22 protein-coding genes and 1 pseudogene are annotated in these 26,329 nt (G+C 56.6%); 11 read left to right on the forward strand and 12 right to left on the reverse strand.

The genetic code is table 11. From position 1 onward, the window contains the following. Window positions 1-24: 24 nt before the first annotated feature. Both nrdD and treR read right to left on the reverse strand, forming a co-directional pair. Window positions 25-2,163, reverse strand: a complete 2,139-nt coding sequence (gene nrdD / locus ENTHG_RS15420; RefSeq protein ID WP_044181479.1) for an anaerobic ribonucleoside-triphosphate reductase — start codon at window positions 2,161-2,163, stop codon at window positions 25-27. A 380-nt stretch (window positions 2,164-2,543) separates the two neighbouring features. Then, on the reverse strand, window positions 2,544-3,491 hold the full coding sequence (gene treR / locus ENTHG_RS15425; protein WP_044181482.1) for a trehalose operon repressor TreR: 948 nt from the start codon (window positions 3,489-3,491) through the stop codon (window positions 2,544-2,546). A 365-nt stretch (window positions 3,492-3,856) separates the two neighbouring features. On the opposite strand from treR, the gene mgtA reads away from it, so the two are divergent. Beyond that, entirely contained in the window at window positions 3,857-6,562 is a 2,706-nt protein-coding gene (gene mgtA, locus ENTHG_RS15430; RefSeq protein WP_044181485.1) for a magnesium-translocating P-type ATPase, read from the forward strand. A gap of 2 nt (window positions 6,563-6,564) precedes the next feature. Here mgtA and ENTHG_RS26290 read toward each other — a convergent pair whose 3' ends face one another. From ENTHG_RS26290 to ENTHG_RS26445, 5 genes and pseudogenes are all read right to left on the reverse strand, one after another. After that, window positions 6,565-7,020 carry a transposase gene (locus ENTHG_RS26290; RefSeq protein ID WP_044181488.1) on the reverse strand — a complete coding sequence of 152 codons (456 nt, stop codon included), beginning with the start codon at window positions 7,018-7,020 and terminating at the stop codon, window positions 6,565-6,567. 67 nt (window positions 7,021-7,087) lie between these two features. After that, window positions 7,088-7,474: a 2-iminobutanoate/2-iminopropanoate deaminase gene (gene ridA, locus ENTHG_RS15440; protein ID WP_044181490.1), complete on the reverse strand. Its 387-nt coding sequence runs from the start codon at window positions 7,472-7,474 to the stop codon at window positions 7,088-7,090. A 92-nt stretch (window positions 7,475-7,566) separates the two neighbouring features. Further along, on the reverse strand, window positions 7,567-8,028 hold the full coding sequence (pyrI, locus tag ENTHG_RS15445) for an aspartate carbamoyltransferase regulatory subunit (protein WP_044181493.1): 462 nt from the start codon (window positions 8,026-8,028) through the stop codon (window positions 7,567-7,569). 12 nt (window positions 8,029-8,040) lie between these two features. Then, entirely contained in the window at window positions 8,041-8,973 is a 933-nt protein-coding gene (gene pyrB, locus ENTHG_RS15450) for an aspartate carbamoyltransferase (RefSeq protein ID WP_044181494.1), read from the reverse strand. A 16-nt stretch (window positions 8,974-8,989) separates the two neighbouring features. Beyond that, window positions 8,990-9,112, reverse strand: a pseudogene (locus tag ENTHG_RS26445) (pyrBI operon leader peptide); the annotation flags it as partial. Window positions 9,113-9,387: 275 nt separating this feature from the next. Between ENTHG_RS26445 and ENTHG_RS15455 the strand changes: the two are divergent. The 6 genes from ENTHG_RS15455 to ENTHG_RS15480 all read left to right on the forward strand — a co-directional run bounded on the left by ENTHG_RS15455 (window position 9,388) and on the right by ENTHG_RS15480 (window position 15,820). Then, complete coding sequence (locus ENTHG_RS15455) at window positions 9,388-9,840, forward strand: YhcH/YjgK/YiaL family protein (protein ID WP_044181497.1); 453 nt, start codon at window positions 9,388-9,390, stop codon at window positions 9,838-9,840. Between the two features lie 211 nt (window positions 9,841-10,051). Further along, on the forward strand, window positions 10,052-11,026 hold the full coding sequence (locus ENTHG_RS15460; protein WP_044181499.1) for an SIS domain-containing protein: 975 nt from the start codon (window positions 10,052-10,054) through the stop codon (window positions 11,024-11,026). 10 nt (window positions 11,027-11,036) lie between these two features. Next, on the forward strand, window positions 11,037-11,867 hold the full coding sequence (locus ENTHG_RS15465; protein WP_044181512.1) for a PfkB family carbohydrate kinase: 831 nt from the start codon (window positions 11,037-11,039) through the stop codon (window positions 11,865-11,867). An 86-nt stretch (window positions 11,868-11,953) separates the two neighbouring features. Beyond that, window positions 11,954-13,522, forward strand: coding sequence for an amidohydrolase (locus tag ENTHG_RS15470; RefSeq protein ID WP_044181515.1), 1,569 nt, complete (start codon window positions 11,954-11,956; stop codon window positions 13,520-13,522). 68 nt (window positions 13,523-13,590) lie between these two features. Further along, window positions 13,591-15,009 carry a YfcC family protein gene (locus ENTHG_RS15475; protein ID WP_044181517.1) on the forward strand — a complete coding sequence of 473 codons (1,419 nt, stop codon included), beginning with the start codon at window positions 13,591-13,593 and terminating at the stop codon, window positions 15,007-15,009. Window positions 15,010-15,094: 85 nt separating this feature from the next. Continuing rightward, window positions 15,095-15,820, forward strand: a complete 726-nt coding sequence (locus ENTHG_RS15480) for a GntR family transcriptional regulator (protein WP_044181521.1) — start codon at window positions 15,095-15,097, stop codon at window positions 15,818-15,820. Window positions 15,821-15,904: 84 nt separating this feature from the next. Here the strand turns inward: ENTHG_RS15480 and argF are convergent, their stop codons facing one another. Continuing rightward, complete coding sequence (argF, locus tag ENTHG_RS15485) at window positions 15,905-16,912, reverse strand: ornithine carbamoyltransferase (protein ID WP_044181523.1); 1,008 nt, start codon at window positions 16,910-16,912, stop codon at window positions 15,905-15,907. A gap of 162 nt (window positions 16,913-17,074) precedes the next feature. Between argF and rraB the strand changes: the two genes are divergently transcribed. Both rraB and miaE read left to right on the forward strand, forming a co-directional pair. Then, window positions 17,075-17,494: a ribonuclease E inhibitor RraB gene (gene rraB / locus ENTHG_RS15490; protein WP_044181526.1), complete on the forward strand. Its 420-nt coding sequence runs from the start codon at window positions 17,075-17,077 to the stop codon at window positions 17,492-17,494. A gap of 47 nt (window positions 17,495-17,541) precedes the next feature. Next, complete coding sequence (gene miaE, locus ENTHG_RS15495) at window positions 17,542-18,300, forward strand: tRNA isopentenyl-2-thiomethyl-A-37 hydroxylase MiaE (RefSeq protein WP_044181530.1); 759 nt, start codon at window positions 17,542-17,544, stop codon at window positions 18,298-18,300. A 36-nt stretch (window positions 18,301-18,336) separates the two neighbouring features. On the opposite strand, the gene ENTHG_RS15500 is transcribed toward miaE, so the two are convergent. Together ENTHG_RS15500 and ENTHG_RS15505 are read right to left on the reverse strand one after the other, a co-directional pair. Further along, on the reverse strand, window positions 18,337-19,359 hold the full coding sequence (locus ENTHG_RS15500) for an alpha/beta hydrolase (RefSeq protein ID WP_044181535.1): 1,023 nt from the start codon (window positions 19,357-19,359) through the stop codon (window positions 18,337-18,339). A 190-nt stretch (window positions 19,360-19,549) separates the two neighbouring features. After that, window positions 19,550-20,053 carry a GNAT family N-acetyltransferase gene (locus ENTHG_RS15505; protein WP_044181538.1) on the reverse strand — a complete coding sequence of 168 codons (504 nt, stop codon included), beginning with the start codon at window positions 20,051-20,053 and terminating at the stop codon, window positions 19,550-19,552. A gap of 177 nt (window positions 20,054-20,230) precedes the next feature. On the opposite strand from ENTHG_RS15505, the gene ENTHG_RS15510 reads away from it, so the two are divergent. Both ENTHG_RS15510 and ENTHG_RS15515 read left to right on the forward strand, forming a co-directional pair. Further along, a complete protein-coding gene (locus ENTHG_RS15510) occupies window positions 20,231-21,424 on the forward strand; it encodes a YjgN family protein (RefSeq protein ID WP_044181541.1) in 1,194 nt (397 codons plus the stop codon). Between the two features lie 185 nt (window positions 21,425-21,609). Beyond that, complete coding sequence (locus ENTHG_RS15515; protein ID WP_044181544.1) at window positions 21,610-22,812, forward strand: YjgN family protein; 1,203 nt, start codon at window positions 21,610-21,612, stop codon at window positions 22,810-22,812. A gap of 107 nt (window positions 22,813-22,919) precedes the next feature. On the opposite strand, the gene ENTHG_RS15520 is transcribed toward ENTHG_RS15515, so the two are convergent. Together ENTHG_RS15520 and holC are read right to left on the reverse strand one after the other, a co-directional pair. Then, window positions 22,920-25,775 (reverse strand): valine--tRNA ligase, encoded by a 2,856-nt coding sequence (locus ENTHG_RS15520; RefSeq protein ID WP_044181547.1) that lies wholly within the window; start codon window positions 25,773-25,775, stop codon window positions 22,920-22,922. After that, the gene (gene holC, locus ENTHG_RS15525; protein ID WP_044181550.1) at window positions 25,775-26,218 is read right to left on the reverse strand and encodes a DNA polymerase III subunit chi; all 444 of its coding nucleotides are present in this window, start codon (window positions 26,216-26,218) and stop codon (window positions 25,775-25,777) included. Before holC ends, ENTHG_RS15520 begins: the two co-directional genes overlap by 1 nt. Between the last annotated feature and the right edge of the window lie 111 nt (window positions 26,219-26,329).

A 26,329-nucleotide genomic window follows, 5' to 3' on the forward strand; every position in this document is an offset into this window, starting at 1 on the left:
CATTTATGCATGGCAAACGAAGGATTAACCGATCTGCCCATTCCCCAGATGTTTAACGCGGCGCTTCACCTCTTCCTGCTTACCGGCGTTGAACGGACGGGCGTCCGGGCTGCCGAGGTAACCACATACCCGGCGGGTGACCGAGACGCGGGCGGCGTCGTGATTGCCGCATTTCGGGCAGGTGAAGCCTTTACTGGTGCACTCGAATTCGCCAGTGAAGCCGCACTCATAGCACTCGTCGATCGGCGTATTGGTGCCGTAGTAAGGCACATGCTGGTAGCTGTAATCCCAGACATCCTCCAGCGCCCGCAGGTTATGCTGAATGTTCGGGTACTCGCCGTAGCAGATAAAGCCGCCGCTGGCTAAAGGCGGGTAGGGCGCTTCGAAGTCGATCTTGTCGTACGGGTTCACCTTCTTCTCCACGTCGAGGTGGAAGCTGTTGGTGTAGTAGCCCTTGTCCGTCACCCCTTCCACAACGCCGAACTCCGCGGTGTCGAGACGGCAGAAGCGGTCGCACAGGTTTTCACTGGGGGTGCTGTAAAGGCTAAAGCCGTAGCCGGTTTCATCCTTCCACTGGTCCACCGCCTGACGCAGTCGCTCAACGATGGCGATGCCTTTAGCACGCAGCTGCTCGCTGTCGTACATGTGCGTTTCGCCGAACAGGGCGTTGATGGTCTCGTGAATGCCGATATAGCCCAGCGAAATCGACGCGCGGCCGTTTTTGAAGATTTCCGACACGTCGTCGTCCGCTTTCAGGCGCACGCCGCAGGCCCCTTCCATATAGAGGATGGGGGCCACGCGCGCTTTCACCCCTTCCAGACGGGCGATACGGGTCATCAGCGCTTTGCGCGCCAGCTCCAGGCGCTGATCGAGCAGCGTCCAGAACGCCGCCTCGTCCCCTTTGGCTTCCAGCGCGATGCGCGGCAGGTTCAGGCTGATCACGCCCAGGTTGTTGCGCCCGTCGTGCACCTGTTCGCCGTTCTCGTTTTCCCATACGCCAAGGAAGCTGCGGCAGCCCATCGGGGTTTTAAACGAGCCGGTCACTTTGACGACCTGATCGTAGTTGAGGATATCCGGGTACATGCGCTTGCTCGCGCACTCCAGCGCCAGCTGTTTGATGTCGTAGTTCGGATCGTCATACTTGTGGTTGAGGCCATCTTTAATGGCGAACACCAGTTTCGGGAAGACGGCGGTTTTGCGGTTTTTGCCCAGCCCGGCGATACGGTTACGCAGAATGGACTGCTGAATCAGGCGGGACTCCCAGCTGGTGCCAAGACCGAAACCAAAGGTAACGAACGGCGTCTGGCCGTTGGCGGTATGCAGCGTGTTCACCTCATACTCCAGCGACTGAAACGCGTCGTAGCACTCTTTCTCGGTGCGGCTGTGGGCGTAGCCGTCCGCATCGGGGATCTGCCACTCTTCGGCAACTTTACGGTGCTTGGCGAAGCTCGCGCTGACAAACGGCGCCAGCACTTCATCGATACGGTTGATGGTGGTGCCGCCGTAAATATGGCTGGCGACCTGGGCGATGATCTGCGCCGTTACCGCGGTGGCGGTAGAGATGGATTTCGGCGGCTCGATCTCGGCGTTGCCCATCTTGAAGCCTTGCGTCAGCATGCCTTTTAAATCAATCAGCATGCAGTTGAACATCGGGAAGAAGGGCGAGTAGTCGAGATCGTGATAATGGATTTCGCCACGCTCGTGGGCCTGTACGACGTCACGGGGCAGCAGGTGCTGGCGTGCGTAATGTTTGGCGACGATGCCCGCCAGCAGATCGCGCTGGGTGGGGATCACTTTGCTGTCTTTATTCGCGTTCTCGTTGAGCAGCGCAGAGTTGGTTTGTTCAACCAGCCCACGGATCTCCTGGTTCAGGCGGCCCCGTTTTTCACGGGAGATATCGCGATCGTGGCGATATTCGATATAGGCGCGCGCGAGCTGCTTGTAAGGCCCGGACATAAGCTGGTTTTCAACCGCCGTCTGGATTTCATTGATATCGACCTGCTCACGGCCATGCATCTGTTGGCTGACGACTGCTGCGACGGTGGCGCAATAGTCTGCGTCATCGACTCCCGCTGCTTTAGCTGCACGTAGAATAGCTTCCTGAATGCGCTCTGACTTAAACGGCGCTTTGTTGCCGTCTCGTTTCATCACATGCGGTGTCATGTTCTCTCCATCTCTCCATCTTAAAAACAGTTTATCCACAGAGGTGGGGAAATATGCACCGCCGATATTCATTGCCGTTACAGTGGTTTCCCCGAATCCTGACCCTTTTTATCCACAATTCCACGTGGCGCGGCTATGGCGCGGCTTGTTGAAATAATAGACGATTAATACAATATGTTGGGTCGGCGTGCATTCTAAGTTCTATATATAGTGATTTGCATCAAACAAGTTTGCGCTTTTTTTGATTCAGAACAAGGTAAACAAGGGAGAGTACAAACCACGGGCATTGTGGCTTTTGTAAATGTTGGCGGAAAAATTCTGATTAATTATTCAACTAAATCAGTGTGCTGAGCAGCGCCTGACGGCCAGTAAAAAGCCGGTCAGGCGAGGCGGGCTGGAATGATAATCTCGCGCGGCTCGGCCTGCTCGTTCATCTGGGCGATAAGCTGGGCGGCGGCCTGCTGCCCCGCCTCGGCATAGCCCGGGTCGACCGTGACAATTTCCGGATGCAGGAATTTTATCAGCGGAGTGTTGCCGACGCTCGCCAGCTGCAGGCGGGTTATCTGCTGCTCCTGCAAATATTTACTCGCCCCCAGCGCCAGCGTGTCCGTGGCGCAGACCAGCGCAGAGGTGTGCGTAGAGAGCACGCTGGCGACATGTTCATAACCCAGCCTCATCCCAAGGCCCGGCAGCGCATAGCGGGGGCTGAGGGCGTGGCGCTGGCAAAAAGCCATGTAGGCGTCGTGACGCCGCTTGCCGGTGGTGGCGTCGCTGTGCGGCACGCCAAGAAAACTGATGTGGCGGTGCCCCTGCGCATAGAGCTTTTCCATTAACAGCGTAATCGCACCTTCATCGTCGTAGCTCACGGAGGCGAAACCTTCCGCGTCGCGCGCCAGCAGCACCAGCGAGGTGTGCCAGAACGAGGGCAGTTTCTCCGCCACCCCGGAAAAACCGAACAGCACCACCCCGTCCACGTTCCGCTGACGCAGCATATGCAGATGCTCCTCTACCCGCTGCGCGGAAAAGCGGCTCTCCAGCATGATGGGGTCGTAGCCGCGATCGTAAAAGGCGGGCAGCATCGTCTGGACGGCGCGGTTTTCTGACAGAGAGTCGAGACGCGAGACAATAATCGCGACCACCTTATCGCTCTGGCCGCGCATGGCCCTGGCGGAGCGGGAAGGGGAGAAGCCGTGCTGATTCACCACCGCGGCAACGCGCTGCCGGGTGCGGTCGCTCACGCCGCTTTCATTGTTCAGCACGCGGGAGACGGTGGATTTGCCCACGCCGCTTAAGCGGGCAATGTCTTTAATAGTCAGCCGGTTTGGCATCTGTACTGTCCTGTTCCTCATTAAACGAAGAGTCGGGTTAAGCAAGTGTGGCTATAACCGCAACAAACGCCTATGAGTAAAATCTGGTTTACGTTTGGTTTAATTCAGTAGCGTTATTATCTCGGCGCTTTACTCAAACCCCTTTTTTTCAACCTTACCGGAGGCGCAATGGATCCCGATCCCACCCCTCTCCCTGAACGGAGAATTCTCTTCCGGTAAGCCTGCCTGCGCTGTCTTGCCGGAAACGGCAGGCAGCGACGCATTATCGTCTTTGCCTGGTAACGTCTGACGACGCGGCGCCGTCGCGCCCGTTGCGGACCCAACGTGTAATGCACCCGCGTGATGCGGGGGCAAGGACGACCCTTATGTTGAAAAATATCACCCGGCTTCTGGCCCGGCTTAACCGCCATTTACCCCGCCGCCTGGTCCAGCGCGATCCGCTGGCGCAGGCTTCTGCTGTTTCCGGCGTTGCTATCCCGCCCGGCTTAAGCGAGCGCTGTCTGCGGCTGGCGAAGATGAACCCTGAACAGCTCTGGACGGAGCTCCACAGCCACCCGGAAGGGCTGAACGCGAAAGAGGTGCGCGCTGCCCGGGCAAAACATGGCGCAAACCAGCTTCCGGCACAGCAGCCGTTACCCTGGTGGCGCCATTTGTGGGCCTGCTATCGCAACCCCTTTAACCTGCTGCTCACCTGTCTGGGCATCTTCTCTTACGCCTCCGAGGATCTTTTCGCCGCCGGGGTGATCGCGCTGATGGTGGCGATTTCGACCCTCCTGAACTTCATGCAGGAAACGCGATCCACCAAAGCGGCGGATGCGCTGAAAGCGATGGTCAGCAATACCGCGACGGTGCTGCGGGTGGTGAACGCGCAGGGAGAAAGCGCGTGGCAGACGATCCCGCTCGATCGGCTGGTTCCCGGCGACGTGGTGAAACTGGCGGCGGGCGATATGATCCCGGCGGATCTGCGGCTGATTCAGGCGCGGGATCTGTTTGTCGCCCAGGCCTCGCTCACCGGTGAATCTCTGCCGGTCGAAAAAGTGGCGCACACCCGCGCGCCTGAGCAAAACAACCCCCTGGAGTGCGACACCCTGTGCTTTATGGGCACCAGCGTGGTGAGCGGCACCGCGCTGGCGCTGGTTATCGCCACCGGCGCTGGCACATGGTTCGGTCAGCTGGCCGGGCGGGTCGCGGAACAGGAGAGCGAGCCGAATGCCTTTCAGCAGGGTATCAGCCGCGTCAGTATGCTGCTCATCCGCTTTATGCTGGTTATGACGCCGGTGGTGCTGCTGATTAACGGCTTTACGAAAGGAGACTGGTGGGAAGCGGCGCTGTTTTCACTGTCGGTGGCGGTTGGGCTGACGCCGGAAATGCTGCCGATGATTGTCACCTCGACGCTGGCGCGCGGCGCGGTCAGGCTGTCGAAACAGAAAGTGATCGTCAAGCATCTGGATGCGATCCAGAACTTTGGCGCGATGGATATCCTCTGCACCGATAAAACCGGCACGCTGACCCAGGATAAGATCGTGCTGGAAACGCATACCGATATTGTCGGCAAGACCAGCGACCGCGTGCTGCATGCCGCCTGGCTCAACAGCCATTATCAGACCGGCCTGAAAAACCTGCTGGATACGGCGGTGCTGGAAGGGGTAACGGCGCAGACGGCGCTGTCGCTCTCGTCGCGCTGGCGCAAAATCGATGAGATCCCCTTTGATTTTGAGCGGCGTCGGATGTCGGTGGTGGTGGCCGAAAATGAGGCGGTCCATCTGCTTATCTGCAAAGGCGCGCTGGAAGAGGTGCTCAGCGTTTGCAGCCATGTTCGCTATCACGAAGAGATCCATCCTCTTACTGAGACCATGCTGCGCCGAATCCGCCGGGTGACTGCGACGCAGAACCGTCAGGGGCTGCGCGTGGTGGCGGTGGCGACCCGCTACCTGCCGGCGCGCAGCGGCGATTATCAGCGGGTGGAGGAGTCCGATCTTATTCTGGAAGGCTACATCGCTTTCCTCGATCCGCCGAAAGAGAGCACCGCGCCCGCGTTAAAGGCGCTGGCCGACAGCGGCATTACCGTCAAAATTCTTACCGGTGACAGCGAGCTGGTGGCGGCTAAAGTGTGCCAGGAGGTGGGGCTGGAGCCAGGCGTATGGGTCACCGGCAGCCAGATTGAGGGTATGGACGACGCGGAGCTGGCCGCGCTTGCCCGCCGTACCACGCTGTTTGCCCGCCTGACGCCAATGCACAAAGAGCGTATCGTCACGCTGCTTAAGCGTGACGGTCACGTGGTGGGCTTTATGGGCGACGGCATAAACGACGCCCCGGCGCTGCGCGCGGCGGATATCGGTATCTCCGTGGACGGGGCGGTAGATATCGCCCGCGAGGCGGCGGACATCATCCTGCTGGAAAAGAGCCTGATGGTGCTGGAGGAGGGGGTAATCGAAGGGCGTAAGACCTTTATCAACATGCTGAAATATATCAGGATGACCGCCAGTTCAAACTTCGGCAACGTCTTCAGCGTGCTGGTGGCAAGCGCTTTCCTGCCCTTCCTGCCGATGCTGCCGTTGCACTTACTGCTGCAGAACCTGCTGTACGATGTGTCGCAGGTGGCGATCCCGTTTGATAACGTGGATGACGAACAGCTCCAGCAGCCGCAGCGCTGGAATCCGACGGATCTTGGCCGCTTTATGATCTTCTTTGGCCCCATCAGCTCTATTTTCGACATTCTGACGTTCTGCGTTATGTGGTGGGTATTTCAGGCCAACGTGCCGGAAGCGCAGACGCTGTTTCAGTCGGGCTGGTTTGTGGTGGGGCTGTTATCGCAGACGCTGATTGTGCATATGATCCGCACCCGCCGTCTGCCGTTTATCCAGAGCCGTGCCGCCTGGCCGCTTACCGTGATGACCCTGCTTGTTATCGCCGTCGGTATCGCGCTGCCCTTCTCGCCGCTGGCGGGCTTCCTGCAACTGCAGGCGCTGCCGCTCGCCTGGTTCCCGTGGCTGGTCGCCATCCTTGCGGGGTATATGACGCTAACGCAACTGGTGAAAGGGTTTTATAGCCGCCGCTACGGCTGGCAATAATTCTACTGGAACTGCAAAACAACAATATAGCCAAGGGCTAAAACAACGATGCCCACGCAGCCCCAGCAAAATTTGTAGAAGGCATTGCAGGCCCCTGGTCCCCAGCGGCAAAGAGAGGTGTCCGCTTCCCGGATATGGCGAGCGGATAGCTGGCGGAAGCGGTAGATATACCCGATGCAATAGAGCAAAAAGAGAGGGAGCGTCCACGCGGCGGCGGCTTTTGAGACCGCGACGGCAAGGATGACCGCGAAAAGTAAGCCGCCTGCGTAAACAGCGCTCCCGATAAACTCCAGCTGCTTTAGCTGCTGGCGAACGCGGCTGGCGTGCTGCGCCTCCCAGCGCCTGAGCGAACTGAGGCTAAAGCCATATTTTTCGCACAGTTCATTGTTGGCAACGCCGCTTTTAGCCTGCTGCAGAAAGTCAGCGATTTGCTCATCGGTAAAACGGGCTTTCGCCATTATCGGCCCTCCATGGCGCACACAGAAGCTAGCCCGGGGCTACGCGGATTATCTGCGTTACCAGCGATCAGCGACGAACCGCGATGGCTTCGATCTCGATTTTGACATCTTTTGGCAGACGCGCGACTTCTACGCAGGAACGTGCCGGGAAGGTGGCGTTATGCTCGGTGAAAAATGCTTCGTAAGTGGCGTTAACGGTCGCGAAATCGTTGAGATCTTTTACGAAAACGGTGGTTTTCACGATATCGCCCACTTTCAGGCCAGCGGCTTCAACGATAGCTTTCACATTCTCCAGCGACTGACGCGCCTGGGCGGCAATATCGTCCGGCACGCTGCCGTTTTTGGGATCGACCGGGATCTGGCCGGAGGTGATGATCATACTGCCCAGATCGACACCCTGAACATACGGACCGATGGCTGCGGGTGCATTTTCCGTGGCGATAGTTTTGCTCATGTTTTCTCCTCAATAACAGCGGTAATAAGTTCGCGGGCTATTATATACATCCGCGCCCGGCATGTCGCACCGGGCGTACTCATGGGCGTCGATTACCCTGCCAGCACCACAGAATGGGAAAACTCTTTCTCACAGTATTTACATTTTAGCGCGATATCGTGTGGGCGTTTTTTGACGGCAAAGCTGGAGGCCACCGGCTCGGCGTGGCTGATGCAGTTGCTGTTCGGGCAGATAAGCACGCTGTTGATGCGCTCCGGCAGATTCGGATGGGATTTGCTCACCACCTCGTAATCATCGATGCGGTTTACCGTCGCCTGCGGCGCGTACAGCGCCAGCTGGTTGACCTGCTCGTCGGTCAGAAAGGTGTTTTCGATTTTGATCAGATCCTTGCGGCCCATTTCACCGGAGGGCAGGTTAAGGCCGATGGTGATACGCTGATCGGTCTCGGTGAGCTTAAACAGCGTCAGCAGTTTAAACCCGACCTGCGCTGGGATATGGTCAATCACGGTGCCGCATTTGATGGCTTCAACCTGCAGTTTGTTATCGTGGGTCATGTGCTTATCCTCTTACAGCGCTAAATCACTATTCAAAACCAGCGCCAGCAGTGCCTGGCGCGCGAAGATGCCGTTGCCGGCCTGCTGGAAATACCAGGCGTGCGGCGTTTTATCCACGTCTGTGGTGATCTCGTCCACGCGCGGCAGCGGGTGCAGCACCTTCATATTGCTGCGCGCGCCGACCAGGTCGCTGGCGCGCAGGATAAACTGCGCCTTCACGTTGGCGTATTCCGACGGGTCCAGGCGCTCCTTCTGTACGCGGGTCATATAAAGAATGTCCACCTCGGCCATCACCTCTTCAATGCTGGCGTGAATGCTCCAGGCCAGCCCTTTTTCATCAAGCATATCGAGGATGTACTGCGGCATCGCCAGCGCGTCCGGGGCGATAAAGTAGAAGCGGTTGCCGTTGAATTTCGCCAGCGCCTGGGCCAGCGAGTGCACGGTGCGGCCATATTTCAGGTCGCCTACCATGGCGATATTGAGGTTTTCCAGCCGCCCCTGGGTCTCCTGGATGGTGAAGAGATCGAGCAGGGTCTGGGTGGGATGCTGGTTTGCGCCGTCGCCTGCGTTAAGCACCGGGATGCCGCCGGAAAACTCAGTCGCCAGGCGCGCCGCGCCCTCCTGCGGGTGGCGCATCACAATGGCGTCCACGTAGGTGCTGATAACCGAGATGGTGTCCGCCAGCGTCTCGCCTTTCTTGCCCAGCGAGGTGTTGCTGCTGTCGGAGAACCCCACCACGCTTGCGCCCAACCGGTGAATCGCGGTCTCAAACGACAGACGGGTGCGGGTAGAGGCTTCAAAGAAGCAGCTGGCGATCACTTTGTGTTTCAGCAGTTCCGGCTGCGGCCTGGCTTTCAGGCTGGCGGCGGTTGCCAGTACCCGTTCGAGTTCTTCGCGGCTGAGATCGTTTATGGAAATGATATGTTTTTGATAGAGCGGATTCATGGTTATCTCCTGACGACGGCGCAAAAAAAAGCCCCTCAATAGAGGGGCTCTGGGATGGGGTGAGCAACGGGAAGAAAAACGGCAGGCCAGCGCCTTTTTTCAGGCGCGGAGAGACAGTTTGTCGAACAGACTGGTTCATGCTTCCTCCCGGCAAATTGCCCGGCATTATACGCAGCTGCATTTTCCGATCAAGCGTTTAATGCAGCATAAATGAAAAGCAAACGGTTTAATTGCATAGAAATTCATAAAATATAGCTATTTAAGCGTATCTTCTGCGCAAGTTCAGAAAAGCCTGAGTGGAATAGAATAAACATGCGCTACCGCAAATCTTTGGCAAAAAGGGGTGGTAGGCGGGGTGGATTTTTCGTATAACGACTTAAAAATTGAAACGATGTTTTATATTAAGGAGCAATCATGATCGTTGGAAATATTCATCATCTGGAAAGCTGGCTGCCGCAGGAGCTGCGTCAGGCTATTGAGCATATTAAAGCGCACGTAACGGACACCACCCCCCTCGGCAAACATGAAATCGACGGCAGCCGCCTCTTTTACCTGGTATCGGAAGATATGACCGAGCCGTTTGCTGACCGCCGTGCCGAATACCACGCCCGTTACCTGGACATCCAGATTGTGATGAAAGGGCAGGAAGGGATGACGTTCAGCACCCTGCCTGCGGGCGCGCCGGATACCGACTGGCTGGCCGATAAAGACATTGCCTTCCTGGGCGCTGGCGAGCAGGAAAAAACCTTCACCATGAACGCCGGTGATTTCGTGGTCTTCTACCCTGGCGAAGTGCACAAGCCGCTGTGCGCCGTGGGCGCGCCTGCGCAGGTGCGTAAGGTAGTGGTTAAGCTGCTGGTGGCGTAAACGCCGCGCATTGACCGCCTCATCCCGCCCTCTCTGAATTGGAGAGGGCGAAACCCCCTCCCAGCCCGTTTTCTTCTCAAACGCCACTGCCCCTCTTCCAGCACTCATCACAGAAACATGATGGCGATCTCATTAATACGTATTATAACGTATTAATGTTATCCCGAATTCAACATCCTTGCGTCTAACTTATGTGGAGAGTTTCAGCCTTATGAATAGCAAAGAGATTATCGAAAAACTGGCGGGCAACGTGAAAGATAAGGGCGGCATTCGTCAGGTTTTCCTGGTGGCGTGCGGCGGTTCGCTGGTGGATATGTACCCGACGAAATACTTCTTCGATAGCGAGTCCACCACGCTGCACGTGGGCATGTACACCGCCAATGAGTTCGTCTACGCCACGCCCAAAACGCTGGGCGAAAATTCACTGGTGATTGTCTGCTCCCACGGCGGCAATACCCCGGAATCGGTGGCCGCGGCAAAACTGGCGCGCGCGCATCAGGCGCAAACCGTGACGCTGACCCATAACGAACAGGCGAAGCTGATTGAGTACGCCAGCCACAATATTCTTTATGCCTGGGGCAACGACACCAATGTGGTGGATAACCCGATGGCGATTATCCTCAGCCTGTGCGTAGAAGTGCTAAACCAGGTGGAAGGGTATGCTGATTACGCCGACTTCCAGCAGGGAATGGCGCAGATTAACGGCGTTATCGCCCAGGCCCGTCAGCAGGTGGCTGACCGCTGCCAGCGCTTCGCCCGCCGCTATCAGCACGAAAAACTTTTCTATATCCTCTCCAGCGGTGCCTCCTATGGCCACGCCTACGGCTTCGCTATCTGCTCGTTAATGGAGATGCAGTGGCTGCACGCCGCGCCAATTCACTCCGGGGAATATTTCCACGGCCCGTTTGAAGTGACCGACAAAGAGACGCCGTTCATTCTGCTGATGAACGAAGGCCGCACCCGCGTGATGGACGAACGGGCGAACGCATTCCTCTCTACCTATGCGGAAAAAGTGGAAGTGGTGGATGCGAAAGAATTGGGCATCGGCGTGATCCCGGCACGGGTGGTGGAGTTCTTTAACCCGGTGCTGTTCTACAGCATTATGTGCGAGTACCGCGCGGCACTGGCGGACATCCGTCAGCATCCGCTGGAAACCCGTCGCTATATGGGGCAGGTCGCGTATTAAGGAGAACATCATGAAAGTGATCGGTGTTGGCGATAATGTCGTCGATCAGTATGCCCATATTCGCACTATGTACCCTGGCGGCAATGCGCTGAATTTTGCGGCATATGCGTCCATGCTGGGACATGAGGCGGCGTATTTAGGTATTTTCGGTAATGATAACGCGGCCAGACATGTTATTTCCGTGCTGGACGAACTGGGAGTAAAACACCCGCACTGTTTATATGTCGCCGGTGAGAATGGCTGCGCGCAGCTTAAAATAGAGCAGGGCGAAAGAATATTTCTTGGCTCGAACGCCGGGGGAATTCGTAAAACCACCTCGATGGATTTTATATTTAACCATACGGACTATCTGCGGGAATTTTCGCTGATACACAGCGGCTGCTACAGCTATATGGAGGAGCAGCTTCCGACATTACAGCAGTTGGGTATTCCCGTTTCGTATGATTTTTCAGATGACTTTGTGCTCGAAGAGGCGCTGCCGTTTTGCCGGTATGTCGATTTCGCCTTTTTCTCCTGCGCTGATTATAGCCTTGAGCAGACCCGCGATATCATCCAGCAGGCGCACCAGAGCGGCAGCCGAATCGTCTGCGCCACGCGCGGCAGCGAGGGGGCAATCCTGTTTGATGGCAAACAGTGGTATCAGCAGGCACCGGAGTATGTGGCCCCTGTCGACACCATGGGCGCGGGTGATGCCTTTATCACCGCTTTTCTGTGCCACTACCTGGCGCAGCAAAACGTCGCGGATGAAGAGGCGATTCCCGCAAGCCTTAAACAGGCGGCGCTATTCTCAGCGAAAATATGCCTTAAAGAGGGCGCTTTCGGTTACGGCGTGCGTTATTAATTAACTCCGCTTTTACTTACTATTTCGCTCATATTGTGAGGGGAAGGGGCGGTTTTACGCCCTTTTTCCCCAGCAAGGACAGAGTTATGAATATTCATCAAGCTGCGGATATTATTTTGCGCTCAGAGAGTATATTTACCGCCGACAGCGAAACACTCTTTTCCGGTTATATTGTTATCGCTGACGGTATTATTGCTGCGCTGCTGCCAGCCGCCGACGATATTACCCCGTGGCGCGGGCCGCAGACCCGGTATCACGACCTCGGCGATAAGCTGATTTGCCCCGGCATTTGCGATAATCACACCTTTTTTACCGGCTATATGAGTATGCATCGCGGCGTCGATCTGTGCGCCACGGACAACAGCGCGGCGGCGTTATTGTTGCTCAAAGCGGCGGAGCAGAGCCTGCCCGCCGGGAAAAGCCTCTACGCATGGGGATGGTCTACGGCGCGATGGGGGCAACTGCCTGCCAGCGCGGCGCTGGATGCGGCTTTCCCGCACCGCCCGGTTGTCGCTATCAACAGCGATAAAAGCTACTGCTGGATGAACCAGGCGGCGATGGCGCGCTACGGGTTTACCCCTGACGCCTGCAACGCCGAGGCAAGGGTACACCTGCTTGCCGAAATGCTTAACGACGCCACGCAGGTGAAAGCAGAGCTGCGCGCTTTTATGGCGATGCTGGCGACGCGCGGCGTCACGGCCATTAAAGATGTCTGTTTCGATGACGCGCCCGCGCTGCTCGACGCCTGGGCCGAACTGGAGGCGAACGACGAATTAGCACTGCGCGTCAGCCTGGTCAGCGAGCCGGTGGCCGCGCCGCTGAACTTCCCCTTTGCCCGCCAGGCGCGCGACCGTTTCCACTCCGACCGGCTCCGTTTTCACGGCTTTAAATTAATGGTGGACGGCGTTATTGCCGATCATACCGGGGATATGCTGGAGCCTTACGCCGACCGGCCGCAGACCCACACCCTTAAACCTGTGGATTACGCCGCCCTGCGCCAGCAGGTGCTGGAAGCCGACCGGCTGGGTTTCGACTGCTGTCTCAACGCCGAAGGGGATGCCGCCATCCGGCGCTGCATCGATATCTTTGCCGAATGCCAGCACGCCAACCCGCCACGGGTGCGTCACCACGCCTTAAGCGATATGGAGTGCCCGCACCCGGACGATATTCCTCGCCTTGCCGCGCTGGAGATATCTGCCGAGGTTTACGCGCAGATCCTGCTGCTAAACCAAAGCGCCTCCGACGCCTACATGCGCGAGCGCGGCGGTGAAGCCCGCGAGGGGCAGTTTTTTGACTATGCGGCGCTGTTTAACGCGGGCGTGCTCGTCACCATCGGCACCGATTTGCCGCTGTTTATCACCAGCGTGCCCGATGCGATGTACGCCGCCTGTTGCCGACGTTTTGCCGACGGCACGCCGCCGCAGGGGTGGCAGCGCGAGCGGGGCATGACGCGAACGCAGCTCCTTAAAGCCTGGACGCTGAATGCCGCTATTCAGCACGGCACGGCAGAGCAGACCGGAAGCCTGCGCGTGGGCAAGCGTGCGGATATCGCCGTATTCGACCGCAACCTGCTTGCCTGCGCCGATGACGACGTGCGGCAGGCCCGCGTGGTGCTGACGCTGATGGATGGCCGTGCAACGCACGATGTTTTATAGACGCCCGCGAGCACGCCCCTGGCGGACGTGTCGACAGGCAATAAAGCGAATTCTTACCGAGGCAGATTATGCGTATTCCAACAATAAAATGGGCCGTACCCCACTGCTACGCTCTGATCTTTTTCATCATTATTGTGGTTGCCGTTTTAACGTGGCTTATCCCCAGCGGCAGCTTTGACTATCACACAGTGACGTTACCGGGCGGCGAGACCAAAAGCCTGGTCGTGCCTGGCTCTTATCATGTGCTGGAAAAAGTGACCGCCGATGGCGACTTACGCCAGGGGCTGTTCGCTATCCTCGCCGCTCCGCTGGAGGGAATTATCAAGGCGGCGGACGTCATCGCCTTTGTGCTGGTGGTGGGCGGCGCGTTTGGCATCATTATGCGCACCGGGGCTATCGAGCGCGGCCTGCTGGCGCTGGCGCAACGGCTGGCGGGCAAGGGGATTCTGGTTATCCCCCTGTCGATGACCCTTTTCAGCCTGGGCGGCGCCACCTTCGGCATGAGCGAAGAGGTGATCCCGCTCTATGCCATCTTCATTTCGCTGATGTTCGCGCTGGGCTATGACTCGCTGACCGCCATTCTGATCCTGTTTTTAGGCACCCAGATTGGCTACGTCGGCGCGATGACCAACCCCTTTTCCGTGCTTATCGCCCAGGGCGTTGCCGGTATTCAGGGCAACCCGCAGCTCTGGCTACGGGCCATTGCCTGGGTGGTGTTTACCGCCATGTCGATTATCTTCACCATGTGGTACGCCCACCGCGTGAAGCGTGACCCGACCAAATCGCCCTCCTATGAAAGCGACTGCCAGAACCGCGCGCTGTTTATGGGCACGCAATCCGGCAACGTGCAGTTCTCCCTGAGCGACAAACTGATCATTATCGCTTTTGTGCTGGCGCTGGCGGTTATCTCCTGGGGGCTTATCACCCGCGGCTGGTACATGGTGGAGATCGGCACGGTCTTTTTAGCGCTGGGGCTGTTTGCGGGCGTGGTCAATAAAATGCGCGTCAGCGACGTGGCGGAAAGCTTTGTCGACGGCTGTAAAGAGTTCGTCTACGCCGCGGTGGTGATTGGCCTGGCGCGCGGCATTCTGGTGGTAGCGGAAAACGGCAAAATCATCGACACCCTGCTGTATGGCCTGTCGGAGATGCTGGATGGCCTGCCGCAGTACGCTTTTACCACCCTGATGCTGGTGAGCCATAACATCATTACCTTCTTTGTGCCGTCGTCGTCGGGTGAGGCGGCGTTAACCATGCCGGTGCTCGCGCCGCTGGGGGATCTGGTCAACGTCAATAAAGAGGCGATGGTGATGGCCTATCAGTTCGGCAACGGCCTGACCAACCTTATTTCACCGACCGGCGGGGTGCTGCTGGCCGGGCTCTCTATCGCCCGGGTCGGGTTTGGCCAGTGGCTGCGGGTGATTATGCGCCTGTTCCCGCTGCTGTGGCTGACCAGCGCGATCTTTGCGGCCATCTCTGCCTGGGTTTAACAGGCTATGCGCGCCGGCATAGTTTGCCGTGCGCGCATCGACTATAATCCGGGTTTAACTCATTGGCCCTGTTGGTGAAAACGCGATGTTGAGTAAAGGATTGCAACAGCATACCGCTGTCCCGCTATACAGACAGTTGAAGGATAAGATCCTCAGCGATATCTCTTCCGGCAAGCTCGCCGAAGGGGCGAAGATAGCGACCGAAGTCGAACTGAGCGAGCTTTATGACATCAGCCGCGTGACGGTGCGTAACGCCATCAAAGAGCTGGTAGACGAAGGCTATCTGGTGAAAAAGCAGGGGAAAGGCACGTTTGTCTGCCTGCCGAAAATCGAGCGTAAGGTGGTGCATCTGCTGAGCTTTACCGACGCCTGCGACAGCAGCCATCTTCCCACCGCCAGTAAGGTGCTGCGCACCGCCATCCTTGACGATTACCACCATGTACGCGAAGCGCTGCGCCTGGCTGACGACGATTCGCTGCTCTATATTCAGCGCCTGCGCCGGGCGGGGGATCTGCCGCTGATGCTGGAGAATAACTACTATTCGCTTAAACGGTTCGGGTTTTTACAGCAGGAGGATCTGAGCGGATCGCTGTATCAGCTTTTACGGGAGAAGTACGCGATCGTGCCGACCCACGCCGGGGAGACCACCGTGGAGATGGTGCGCGCTCACGGCGAGACGGCGACGTTGCTGGAACAATCCCCCGGCGAGCCGCTGTTTTTAATGAAGACGCTGATTCTGGACGCGGACTACCAGCCAATTCACTACGGCGAGCAGCTTATTGTTGCCGAGCGGTATAAGTTTAATTTTTGATACGCAGGGAATGGTCCCGGATGCGCTGCGCTTATCCGGGCTACGCCTGAGTGTAGCCACGGTAAGCGCAGCGCACCGTGGGGCTTATCCCTGAGACAGCGTTGCCACCATTACCGCTTTGATGGTGTGCATGCGGTTTTCCGCCTGGTCGAACACGATGCTCGCCGCTGACTCAAACACCTCGTCGGTCACTTCCATACCGCCATGCAGGCCGAACTCCTCCGCCATCTTCTTGCCAAGCGTCGTCTGATCGTCATGGAAGGCGGGCAGGCAGTGCAGGAACTTCACCGCCGGGTTGCCGGTCAGCGCCAGCATCTGGCTGTTCACCTGATAAGCGCGCAGCAGGGCGATCCGCTCCGCCCACTTTTCTTTCGCCTCGCCCATAGAGAGCCAGACGTCAGTGTAGATAAAGTCCGCCCCTTTCACCCCGGCGGCGATATCTTCGGTGAGGGTAATATTGCCGCCGTTTTGTAAGGCCAGCGCTTTGCATTCAGCAACCAGGCTCTCCTGCGGCCAGCAGGCTTTTGGCGCGACGAGGCGCAAATCCAGCCCTACCAGCGCCGCCGCTTCCAGCATGGAGTTACCCATGTTGTTGCGCGCGTCACCCGCATAGACCAGCGTCATCTCATTAAAGGCTTTACCGGGCAGGTGCTCCTGCATGGTCAGCAGATCCGCCAGCAGCTGGGTAGGATGAAACTCATCGGTCAAACCGTTCCACACCGGCACACCGGCAAACTGCGCCAGCGTTTCGACAATCTCCTGGCCGTAGCCGCGGTACTGAATGCCGTCATACATTCTTCCCAGTACCCGGGCGGTATCCTTAATTGACTCTTTATGCCCAATCTGGCTGCCGCTTGAGCCGAGATATGTCACGCGGGCGCCCTGGTCAAATGCGGCAACTTCGAAAGAGCACCGGGTGCGAGTTGAGTCCTTTTCGAAGATGAGCGCGATGTTTTTGCCGCTAAGTTTCTGTACTTCCACACCCTTTTTTTTATCGGATTTAAGTTGGGCGGCAAGTTGCAGCAGGGCGTTGATTTCAGCAGGGGTAAAATCGAGTAATTTTAAGAAGTGCTTCTGATAAAACGTAGTCATGGGTCCCTCACCTGGCTAAAGCCACTTATTGAATTAAAATTCAATTTATATGGATGGATATGCATTTGCAAGCGCTAACAATAAATCTTTTCCGCCAGGAGTGGAGGCAATGGCGGCGGTATGTGACAATAAGTCTATCTGCCACATTAAGAGGAACGAGCCATGGCGAACCCGGAACTACTGGAAGAGCAGCGCGAAGAGACGCGTCTGATTATTGAAGAATTGCTGGAAGACGGCAGCGATCCTGACGCGCTGTACACCATTGAGCATCACCTGTCGGCAGACGATTTCGAAACGCTGGAAAAAGTCGCGGTTGAAGCCTTTAAACTGGGCTACGAAGTGACCGAGCCGGAAGAGCTGGAGTTGGAAGAGGGCGAAGTGGTCATCTGCTGCGATATCGTCAGCGAATGCGCCCTGAAAGCCGATCTGATCGACGCGCAGGTGGAACAGCTGATCAACCTGGTTGAAAAATTCGACGTTGAATACGATGGCTGGGGCACCTACTACGAAGACCCGAACGGCGAAGAAGGCGACGACGACGAAGAGTTCGAAGACGAAGACGACGACGGCGTGCGTCACTAAGTCTTACCCTTGCGGCAGCGCTGGCTGCCGCAATGCAAGGAACTGGCATGGATTACCCGCATATTCTCTCCCCGGTACTCAACTTTCTGCACTGCCCGACGCCCCAGGCCTGGATCGAACGGGCGCGCGATCCGGCGAACCTTCCTCTGTTGCTCACTGACCATCTGGTCTGCGAATTAAAGGCGGCGCAAACCGCGATGCTGCTGGTGCGTAAATATGTGGCGGATAAAGCAGGGGCGGACGCGCTACTGGCATGGCTCAAACCTTATGAAGCGTTCACCTTCCGCGAAGGGCCGGAGCCGGATTTCGTCGCGCTGCATAAACAGCTGGCTAAAAGCGCAATGCCGAAAACGGATGACCCGTGGGGGCAGCAGCTGATTGACAGCATGGTGCTGCTGATTAAAGAGGAGCTGCACCACTTCTGGCAGGTGCGGGAAGCGATGGTCGCCCGCAACATTCCCTATGTGAAGATTACCGCCAGCCGTTACGCGAAGGGGATGCTAAGCGAAGTGCGTACTCACGAACCGCTGACGCTGATTGATAAACTCATCTGCGGCGCTTATATCGAAGCGCGCTCCTGCGAGCGCTTTGCCGCCCTTGCGCCGCATCTGGATGCGGATTTACAGAAGTTCTATCTGTCGCTGCTGCGCTCGGAAGCGCGCCACTACCAGGACTATCTGGCGCTGGCGCAGCAGGTCTCGCAGGAGGATATCTCTGCGCGGGTGCGGTTCTTTGGTGAGGTCGAAGCGGCGTTAATAACATCGCCGGATGAGACGTTTCGTTTCCACAGCGGCGTGCCGGTATAACCGACAGGGCACGGCGCGCCGCTGCTACTGCTGAATTTAGAGATTTGCGTTTTTCTCTTTTGCCGTTTTGCTGGCGGCTACTGGCGCGCCAAGCGTGGTTTTGAACCAGCTGACGACCCGATCGATAACCGGTTTTTGATACCAGCTGTCATCACCATGTTCCGCGCCCTCCAGCAGAACATACTCTGCCGGATTCCCCTCTTTTTTCAGCGCATCGTAAAGCTGCTGGCTTTGTACCGGCGAGACCAGCGTATCTGCGCTACCGTGCATAATTAAAAATGGCGGTTTCTTGCCGCTGATATGCCCCATGGGGCTGGCGGCCAGCGCTTTCGCTTTGTCGCTGCTTATAGCGGCGCCAGGCCAGTTGCGAAAGGCGCTGCCATGGACCAGCAGCGCTTCGGTGACCGCCGGCGACTGATGAACTTTTTGCACAGCGGCAGGAAAGCCTTCGCCGATATTGAGCAAATCTGAAATACCATAAAGCGTGGCGGCCGCCTGGACAGCGGATGAGCGCGCCAGATAATCGCCGCGATCAAAAGCCCGATCGTCATTGGTCAGCGCCAGCATTTGCGCCATATAGCCGCCCGCCGAGTCGCCCAGCACGCCAATGCGGGCCGGATCGATACCGTACTCACTGGCATGCTCACGCAGATAGCGCACGGCGGATTTGCCATCGATCACCGGAGCAGGAAAGGTATCCGGCACGGTGCGGTATTCGGCCGCAGCAACGACAAATCCCGCTTCTGCCAGCGCCATCCGCATCTGGATAAATTTATTCCACGCTGAACTGGTGAAACCGCCGCCAGGGAAGTAAACAATGGCAGGTTTAAGCGCGTCATTGCGGGGCACAAGCAGCGACATATGAAGCTGGCGAACGGCGGTGGCGCTTTTCACCTGGCTGTAGACAATGTCATTAAGCGCATCAATGCGGCCCTGCTGTTTATCAATATGGATAACCTCGGCACCCGGCGTGTAGCCAGGCAGCTCGCTGGCATTTACGCTGGTAACCATACAGCCCAATAAAAAACTACTGGTGACGAGAAGGGGGGATATTTTCATGATGTTCTTCCTGAGCAACGCCTGCCGGGAGCGGCAGATCCTGAGGGCAGAGTGTAAAGGGGAAAACAGGCCGGGAATAACCCATTTTTTGCATCAAATTCATGCAGATTTTCGATAAGTCCCTGCGCTGTCGGACCAGCGCAGGGAATTCAACTCCCCGACAGGAAAGCCGGAAAGAAAAGAAGGGGCGTTAAAGCGCTTTAAGCATTCGCACTTCGCAATCCACATGGCCGGTGCAGCCCAGCGGCTCGCTGATATGCGTGAAACCGAGATGCTCATACAGGGCAATCGCCTCTTTTAAAAAGGCGGTGGTTTCCAGGTAGCACTGGGTAAAACCCTGCTCACGGGCGAAGTCCATGGCCATCAGCGCCAGCTTTTTCGCCATCCCCTGACCGCGCGCACAGGGCAGGAAATACATTTTTTGCAGTTCGCAAATACCCGGTTCGCTGCACTGCAACGGCGCGATACCGCCGCCGCCCACCACGTTTCCTTCCTGCTCCACTACCCAATAGGCATGGCCCGGCTGGCTGTAGAGCGTATAGAGTTCATCAAGATTGGGGTCGGCTACGGTATAGCCTTTGTCGGCGGTTAACCCATATTCAGCGGAGACCTGGCGGATCACCGACGCAATGGCGGCATTATCCGGGGCGCTCAGTTTACGTAACGCCAGGCGTTGTTCAGCGGCTACATTCATACACATACTCAATGAAACTTGCTTATTTATAGATTTATTTAATAGCACTCTCTGAATAGCGGCGCAAGCGGTTTAATTCAGATGTTATTTACAGATGATTAAGCTATCGTAATCCGCTCACGGAAGTGATGGTAAATATTTGCCAAATTTATTTATAACTTTAAGGATGAGGTAATTATGTGCGATGTCATTAATCGTAATAATGGCTCACGCCATACGTTTCGGTTTCATGGCGAGGGGCTTAAATATTTCGGAATTTGTCTGGTTAATTTTTTATTATCGATCGTGACGTTAGGCATTTTTGTGCCCTGGGCAATGGTGCGCTCCCGCCGCTATATCTATCAGAATATGGAGCTGAACGGGGTACGTTTTGATTACCATGCCTCCGGCGGCGCGCTGCTGGCGAGCTGGCTGCTGTTTTTTGTCTTGTACTCAATCATTATTGTCGTCATGAGGTTAATTCATCCGGCGTTCGGCTCGCTGGCGCTGCTTTTACTGATGTTAGTGATGCCGTTTTTAATGGTGAAAAGCCTGCAATACAACGCGATGATGACCACCTTAAATAATGTGCGCTTCGCCTTCAACTGTTCAATGAAAAGCGCCTGGTGGGTGATGATGGGGCTACCGCTGGTACTTCTTCTTGCGTTGTTTCTTGTCGTGTTTGTGCTTGCGCAAATAATGTTCAGGGATTATGACCTGAACGGCATGATTGTCAAAGGCGCTCTGCTGGCACTTATATTCTTCGTAGGTATTAACCTTATCAACGGCTATGTATATGCGAAATGGATCGCTTTAACCGGTAAATCCGGGCAGTTTGGTATTCATAAGTTTAATATCACCGTTAGCGCAGAGAAATGCATCGTTATTTGCTTATTGTCGCTCTGTATCCTGATTCCGTTTATTGCGTTGATGGTGTTCCTTGGTATGGGTATCTACAGCAACCTTCTAATGGCAAGATATTTGGGGGCCGCAGATGCGCTAGAGATGCTCAACAGTTTGTATGCGCAAATTGCGGTCTTCTACAGCGTTTATCTGCTGGCTATTCTGGTCTCTTCCTCCTACATCTGGCAGGCGTTACGCAACCACTTTATGAATAACCTGACGCTGGCGGATGAGCGTATTCGTTTTCACTCAACGCTGAGCTTTCACGGCGTGGTGCTGCAGGTGCTGCTGCTGGTGGTCGTTTCGATGATTACCCTTGGGCTGGCGTATCCGTGGATGAAAATCCGTTTCCTGCGTTTTCTGGCCGTTAATTCCCACGTTGATGGCGACCTGGACAGCATTGAACTGACCGATCATGACCAGCAGGTTGATAAGGGCTTTATCGCGGTGGTGTCCCGTGGCCTGATGCCGGTCGTTCCCTTTATTTAATCCTTAAAAAGGCCGAAGGATGCTTCGGCCTTCCTGCCATAACATTTCCCTGTTGCACTGACAAGACCTGTAATATGGGTTGCATCTTTTTCCTCAGGAATTTACTAGACTACTATGTGGTATTAAAAATACCGCAATATTTCTATGGTTTACTAAATTCCGATCTGTTTACGATAAGGATTGTTATGACAATTGATAATGATGGTGCAGCGCCGGCACCCTCCCGCCATTTAATTTTTCTGGGGAGCGGTGCCAGCTATTTTGGTATATGGCTGGTCAACGTATTACTGACAATCATCACTCTGGGGCTGTTTTTACCGTGGGCGCTGGTGCGTTCCCGTCGCTATTTTTACGCCTGCACGGAACTGGAAGGGGCGCGATTCTCTTATCACGCCACCGGCAGTTCGGTATTTATCGGCTGGGTATGTATTATGGCCTTATATATCATATTTTTAGTCAATATCGCGCATGAAAATATGGTGTTAGCGCTCTGTATGATCGGGCTGTTTGTGCTCTTCTTCCCGTGGCTGGTGACCCAGGGCCTGCGTTATCAGATGCTGATGACGGAAATTAACAACGTGCGCTTTAGCTTCTATGCCAGCCCGCTGCGGGCGTGGTGGGTCATGCTGGGCTGCCCGCTTCTGATTATGGCGGCATCGGTGGTTATTTTCTCGCTGTTGCTGAGCGGCTCCATGAGCGCTGGCTCCTACACAGCGATTTTTGTCGGTATCGGTATCGGCACGCTGGTTCTGCTGCTGGGCTCGGCTGTTATGCAGGGCGTTTACATGGCGCAGTGGTACGGCATGCTGGTGAATAACCTGACGTACGGTACGCAGAAATTCGCTGGCACCTTCTCAATGAAGAAATGCATCGTGATTGCGCTCTGTTCGATGCTGCTGCTGGTTCCCTTTGTGGCGGTGATGATGGTGATTATCATCCCGGCGTTTATCACGTTGATGCAGTACTCTTACGTGGCGGGCGGCGACCCGGAGCAGCTGGCGATGATGGCCGGGCCGCTTTACGGCAAGATAATGCTCTCTTACCTGGTCTACTTTCTGGGGATTATGGTCTGCTTTAGCTTCGCTTTTGTGAAGATGCGCAATTATATCTACGGGCAGGTTACGCTGGCGCAGACCATTCGCTTCTCTTCTACCGTGACCATCGGGCGGGTGCTGTGGCTAACGGTCACTAACCTGCTGGTGTGCATGATCACCCTGTTCCTGGCATATCCGTGGGCGAAGGTGCGCTTTACCCGCTATGTGCTGGAAAACACCCATGTGCACGGCGAGTTACACGCTGTTCCGCTGGAAAACCACAGTGAGAAACCGGCGAAAGACCCGGCGAATCTGCTGGCGCGCGGGCTGTCGTTCTTCCCGGCGGTATTCTGAGGAAGGTTCCCGGGTGCGGCTTGCGCCTTACCCGGGCTACCTGAACCGTAGCCCGGATAAGGCGTTTACGCCGCATCCGGGAAGTAGGGTGACTTAAGCTGCTGCAATTACAGCGCGCTAATCACCGCCTGCTGCTCGATCAGCTTCGCTTTCGCTTCCGCATAACCTTCCAGCTTTTCACGCTCTTTAGCGATCACCGCTTCCGGCGCGCGGGCCACAAAGCCTTCGTTGGCCAGCTTGCTTTCGATACGGCCAATCTCGCCTTCGACTTTCGCCACTTCTTTCGCCAGACGCGCCAGCTCGGCTTCTTTGTCGATAAGACCGGCCATCGGGATCAGCAGCTCGGCGCCGTCGATAATCTTGGTCACGGAAACCGGACCTTTATCATCGGCAGGCAGCACGGTGATGCTCTCCAGGCGCGCCAGCGTCTGCAGGAAGCTGCGGTTGTCGTTAACACGACGCTCAGCGTCCTGGCTGCAGCCGCGCAGCAGCAGCGCCAGCGGTTTGCCCGGGGCGATGTTCATCTCCGCGCGGATGTTACGCACGGCGACGATTGCCTGTTTCAGCCATTCGGTATCGGCCAGCGCCGCTTCATCAACCTGAGCCGCGTTATATTCCGGGAACGGCTGCAGCATAATGGTGTCGGCGGTGATGCCAGCAATCACCTTCACGCGCTGCCAGATGGTTTCGGTAATGAACGGGATGATCGGGTGCGCCAGGCGCAGCAGACCTTCCAGTACGGTCACCAGCGTGTTACGGGTGCCGCGCAGTTCAGATTCAGAACCGCCGTTCATCACCGGCTTGGTCAGCTCCAGATACCAGTCGCAGAACTGGTTCCAGGTGAACTCATACAGGATGCCTGCCGCGATATCGAAGCGGAAGTTATCCAGCGCTTCGCGGTAGGCTTTGATGGTCTGGTTGAATTCTGCCAGAATCCAGCGGTCCGCCAGCGACAGGGTCATTTCGCCGCCGTTGAAACCGCAATCCTGATCTTCGGTGTTCATCAGCACAAAGCGGCTGGCGTTCCACAGCTTGTTACAGAAGTTACGGTAACCTTCCAGGCGCTTCATATCCCAGTTGATGTCGCGGCCGGTAGACGCGAGCGCGGCCAGGGTGAAGCGCAGGGCGTCGGTGCCGTGCGGCTCAATGCCGTCCGGGAACTGCTTCTCGGTGCGTTTGGCAATTTTCTCCGCCAGCTGCGGCTGCATCATGTTGCCGGTGCGCTTTTCCAGTAATTCCGGCAGGGAGATACCGTCAACCATATCCAGCGGGTCGATGACGTTACCCTTGGACTTGGACATCTTCTGGCCTTCGTCGTCGCGGATCAAACCGGTCATGTAGACGGTTTTAAACGGCACCTGCGGCTTGCCGTTTTCATCTTTGATGAAGTGCATGGTCATCATGATCATGCGGGCAATCCAGAAGAAGATGATGTCGAAGCCGGAGACCATCACGCTGGTCGGGTGGAACTGACGCAGGGCATCGGTGTTTTCCGGCCAGCCGAGGGTGGAGAAGGTCCACAGCGCGGAGGAGAACCAGGTATCCAGCACGTCGTCGTCCTGGCGCAGAGTGACATCAGCGCTCAGGTTATTTTCCTGACGCACTTCCTCTTCGCTACGACCCACGTAGACGTTACCGTCGTTGTCGTACCATGCCGGGATGCGGTGACCCCACCACAGCTGACGGGAGATACACCAGTCCTGAATATCGCGCATCCAGGAGAAGTACATGTTCTCGTACTGCTTCGGCACAAACTGAATGTCGCCGTTCTCAACCGCTTCCACCGCCGGTTTGGCCAGCACGTCAGCGCGCACGTACCACTGGTCAGTCAGCATCGGCTCGATCACCACGCCGCCACGGTCGCCGTACGGGACGGTCAGGTCGTGCGGTTTGATCTCTTCCAGCAGGCCGAGCGCGTCAACGGCGGCAACCACCGCCTTACGGGCGGCAAAGCGCTCAAGCCCCTGGAACTCCGCCGGAATGTCGCTGGAATAAACGTCGGACTCTTCACCTTTGGTATCGAAGACTTCCGCGTTTTCGCGGATATCGCCGTCAAAGGTCAGGATGTTGATCATCGGCAGAGCATGACGACGACCCACTTCGTAGTCGTTAAAGTCGTGCGCCGGGGTGATCTTCACGCAGCCGGTGCCTTTTTCCATGTCGGCGTGTTCGTCGCCCACAATCGGAATACGGCGGTTCACCAGCGGCAGCACCACGAATTTGCCAATCAGATCTTTGTAACGCGGATCTTCCGGGTTTACCGCCACGCCGGTATCGCCCAGCAGGGTTTCCGGGCGGGTGGTAGCGACCACCAGATAATCTTTACCGTCAGCGGTCTTCGCGCCGTCGGCCAGCGGATAGCGGATATGCCACATGGAGCCTTTCGACTCGCGGTTTTCCACTTCCAGGTCGGAGATGGCGGTGCGCAGTTTCGGATCCCAGTTCACCAGGCGCTTGCCACGGTAAATCAGGTCTTCTTTATACAGGCGGACGAACACTTCTTTCACGGCATTGGAAAGGCCTTCGTCCATGGTGAAACGCTCGCGCTCCCAGTCTACGGAGTTACCGAGACGGCGCATCTGGCGGGTAATGGTGCCGCCGGACTCTGCTTTCCACTGCCAGATTTTGTCGATAAAGGCATCGCGGCCGTAGTCGTGACGGGTTTTACCTTCTTCGGCGGCAATTTTACGCTCAACCACCATCTGGGTGGCGATACCGGCGTGGTCGGTGCCGACCTGCCACAGGGTGTTTTTGCCCTGCATACGCTGGTAGCGGATCATGGTGTCCATGATGGTCTGCTGGAAAGCATGCCCCATATGCAAACTGCCGGTGACGTTCGGCGGCGGGATCATGATGCAGAAGGACTCTTTGCTTTCGTCGCCGTTAGGCTTGAAATAGCCCTGCTGTTCCCAGTGCTCGTAAAGCGGCTGTTCGATATCTTGGGGGTTATATGTCTTTTCCATTATTTCCAGGTTGCCGTATTCAGGTTAAAACCAGCCACGCGGTAGGCTTTGTAGCGTTCGCGCGCCAGTTGTTTTAAGGAATCTTCGTAAGGGACGAAGTCTATCACTTCTGTGAAAGCGGTGGCAAAATCTGCAAAGCCGACGCGCAGGCTAATCAACAGATCGCGCGGGCTGCTGTTGCGTTTTTGCGGCCAGGCGATTTCCACCGGCGCGCCGCCGCGCGGACCTTCGCCAGCGAGGTTGTGCGGGACGAAGCTTTCCGCAGGGCGCGCCCACAGCGCCTCATCCAGCCGGTTGGCCTGCTGTTCATCTTCGCAGGCGATCAAAACGCGTTTGCCGTTGCGCCAACGTTCTGCGGCAATCTCACACACCAGCTGTTCGACAGCGCTTAAGCCGTCTTGTTGTGTGTCGTTGTCCAGAAGATAGAACGTTGCGTTTTTCATGATATGGGGCTTCTTGTGGTGGAATTAAATCGTACACCCTCACCCCGGCCCTCTCCCTCAAGGGAGAGGGAGCAAACCATCCCCTCGCCCCTGTGGGGAGAGGGTTAGGGT

This window comes from Phytobacter massiliensis JC163, from assembly GCF_000321045.1.
GTDB lineage: Bacteria > Pseudomonadota > Gammaproteobacteria > Enterobacterales > Enterobacteriaceae > Phytobacter_A > Phytobacter_A massiliensis.

Coding starts and splice junctions, on each gene's coding strand:
- nrdD (WP_044181479.1), bottom strand. CDS start 2,163: ATGACACCGCATGTGATGAAACGAGACGGCAACAAAGCGCCGTTTAAG.
- treR (WP_044181482.1), bottom strand. CDS start 3,491: ATGCCAAACCGGCTGACTATTAAAGACATTGCCCGCTTAAGCGGCGTG.
- mgtA (WP_044181485.1), top strand. CDS start 3,857: ATGTTGAAAAATATCACCCGGCTTCTGGCCCGGCTTAACCGCCATTTA.
- ENTHG_RS26290 (WP_044181488.1), bottom strand. CDS start 7,020: ATGGCGAAAGCCCGTTTTACCGATGAGCAAATCGCTGACTTTCTGCAG.
- ridA (WP_044181490.1), bottom strand. CDS start 7,474: ATGAGCAAAACTATCGCCACGGAAAATGCACCCGCAGCCATCGGTCCG.
- pyrI (WP_044181493.1), bottom strand. CDS start 8,028: ATGACCCACGATAACAAACTGCAGGTTGAAGCCATCAAATGCGGCACC.
- pyrB (WP_044181494.1), bottom strand. CDS start 8,973: ATGAATCCGCTCTATCAAAAACATATCATTTCCATAAACGATCTCAGC.
- ENTHG_RS15455 (WP_044181497.1), top strand. CDS start 9,388: ATGATCGTTGGAAATATTCATCATCTGGAAAGCTGGCTGCCGCAGGAG.
- ENTHG_RS15460 (WP_044181499.1), top strand. CDS start 10,052: ATGAATAGCAAAGAGATTATCGAAAAACTGGCGGGCAACGTGAAAGAT.
- ENTHG_RS15465 (WP_044181512.1), top strand. CDS start 11,037: ATGAAAGTGATCGGTGTTGGCGATAATGTCGTCGATCAGTATGCCCAT.
- ENTHG_RS15470 (WP_044181515.1), top strand. CDS start 11,954: ATGAATATTCATCAAGCTGCGGATATTATTTTGCGCTCAGAGAGTATA.
- ENTHG_RS15475 (WP_044181517.1), top strand. CDS start 13,591: ATGCGTATTCCAACAATAAAATGGGCCGTACCCCACTGCTACGCTCTG.
- ENTHG_RS15480 (WP_044181521.1), top strand. CDS start 15,095: ATGTTGAGTAAAGGATTGCAACAGCATACCGCTGTCCCGCTATACAGA.
- argF (WP_044181523.1), bottom strand. CDS start 16,912: ATGACTACGTTTTATCAGAAGCACTTCTTAAAATTACTCGATTTTACC.
- rraB (WP_044181526.1), top strand. CDS start 17,075: ATGGCGAACCCGGAACTACTGGAAGAGCAGCGCGAAGAGACGCGTCTG.
- miaE (WP_044181530.1), top strand. CDS start 17,542: ATGGATTACCCGCATATTCTCTCCCCGGTACTCAACTTTCTGCACTGC.
- ENTHG_RS15500 (WP_044181535.1), bottom strand. CDS start 19,359: ATGAAAATATCCCCCCTTCTCGTCACCAGTAGTTTTTTATTGGGCTGT.
- ENTHG_RS15505 (WP_044181538.1), bottom strand. CDS start 20,053: ATGAATGTAGCCGCTGAACAACGCCTGGCGTTACGTAAACTGAGCGCC.
- ENTHG_RS15510 (WP_044181541.1), top strand. CDS start 20,231: ATGTGCGATGTCATTAATCGTAATAATGGCTCACGCCATACGTTTCGG.
- ENTHG_RS15515 (WP_044181544.1), top strand. CDS start 21,610: ATGACAATTGATAATGATGGTGCAGCGCCGGCACCCTCCCGCCATTTA.
- ENTHG_RS15520 (WP_044181547.1), bottom strand. CDS start 25,775: ATGGAAAAGACATATAACCCCCAAGATATCGAACAGCCGCTTTACGAG.
- holC (WP_044181550.1), bottom strand. CDS start 26,218: ATGAAAAACGCAACGTTCTATCTTCTGGACAACGACACACAACAAGAC.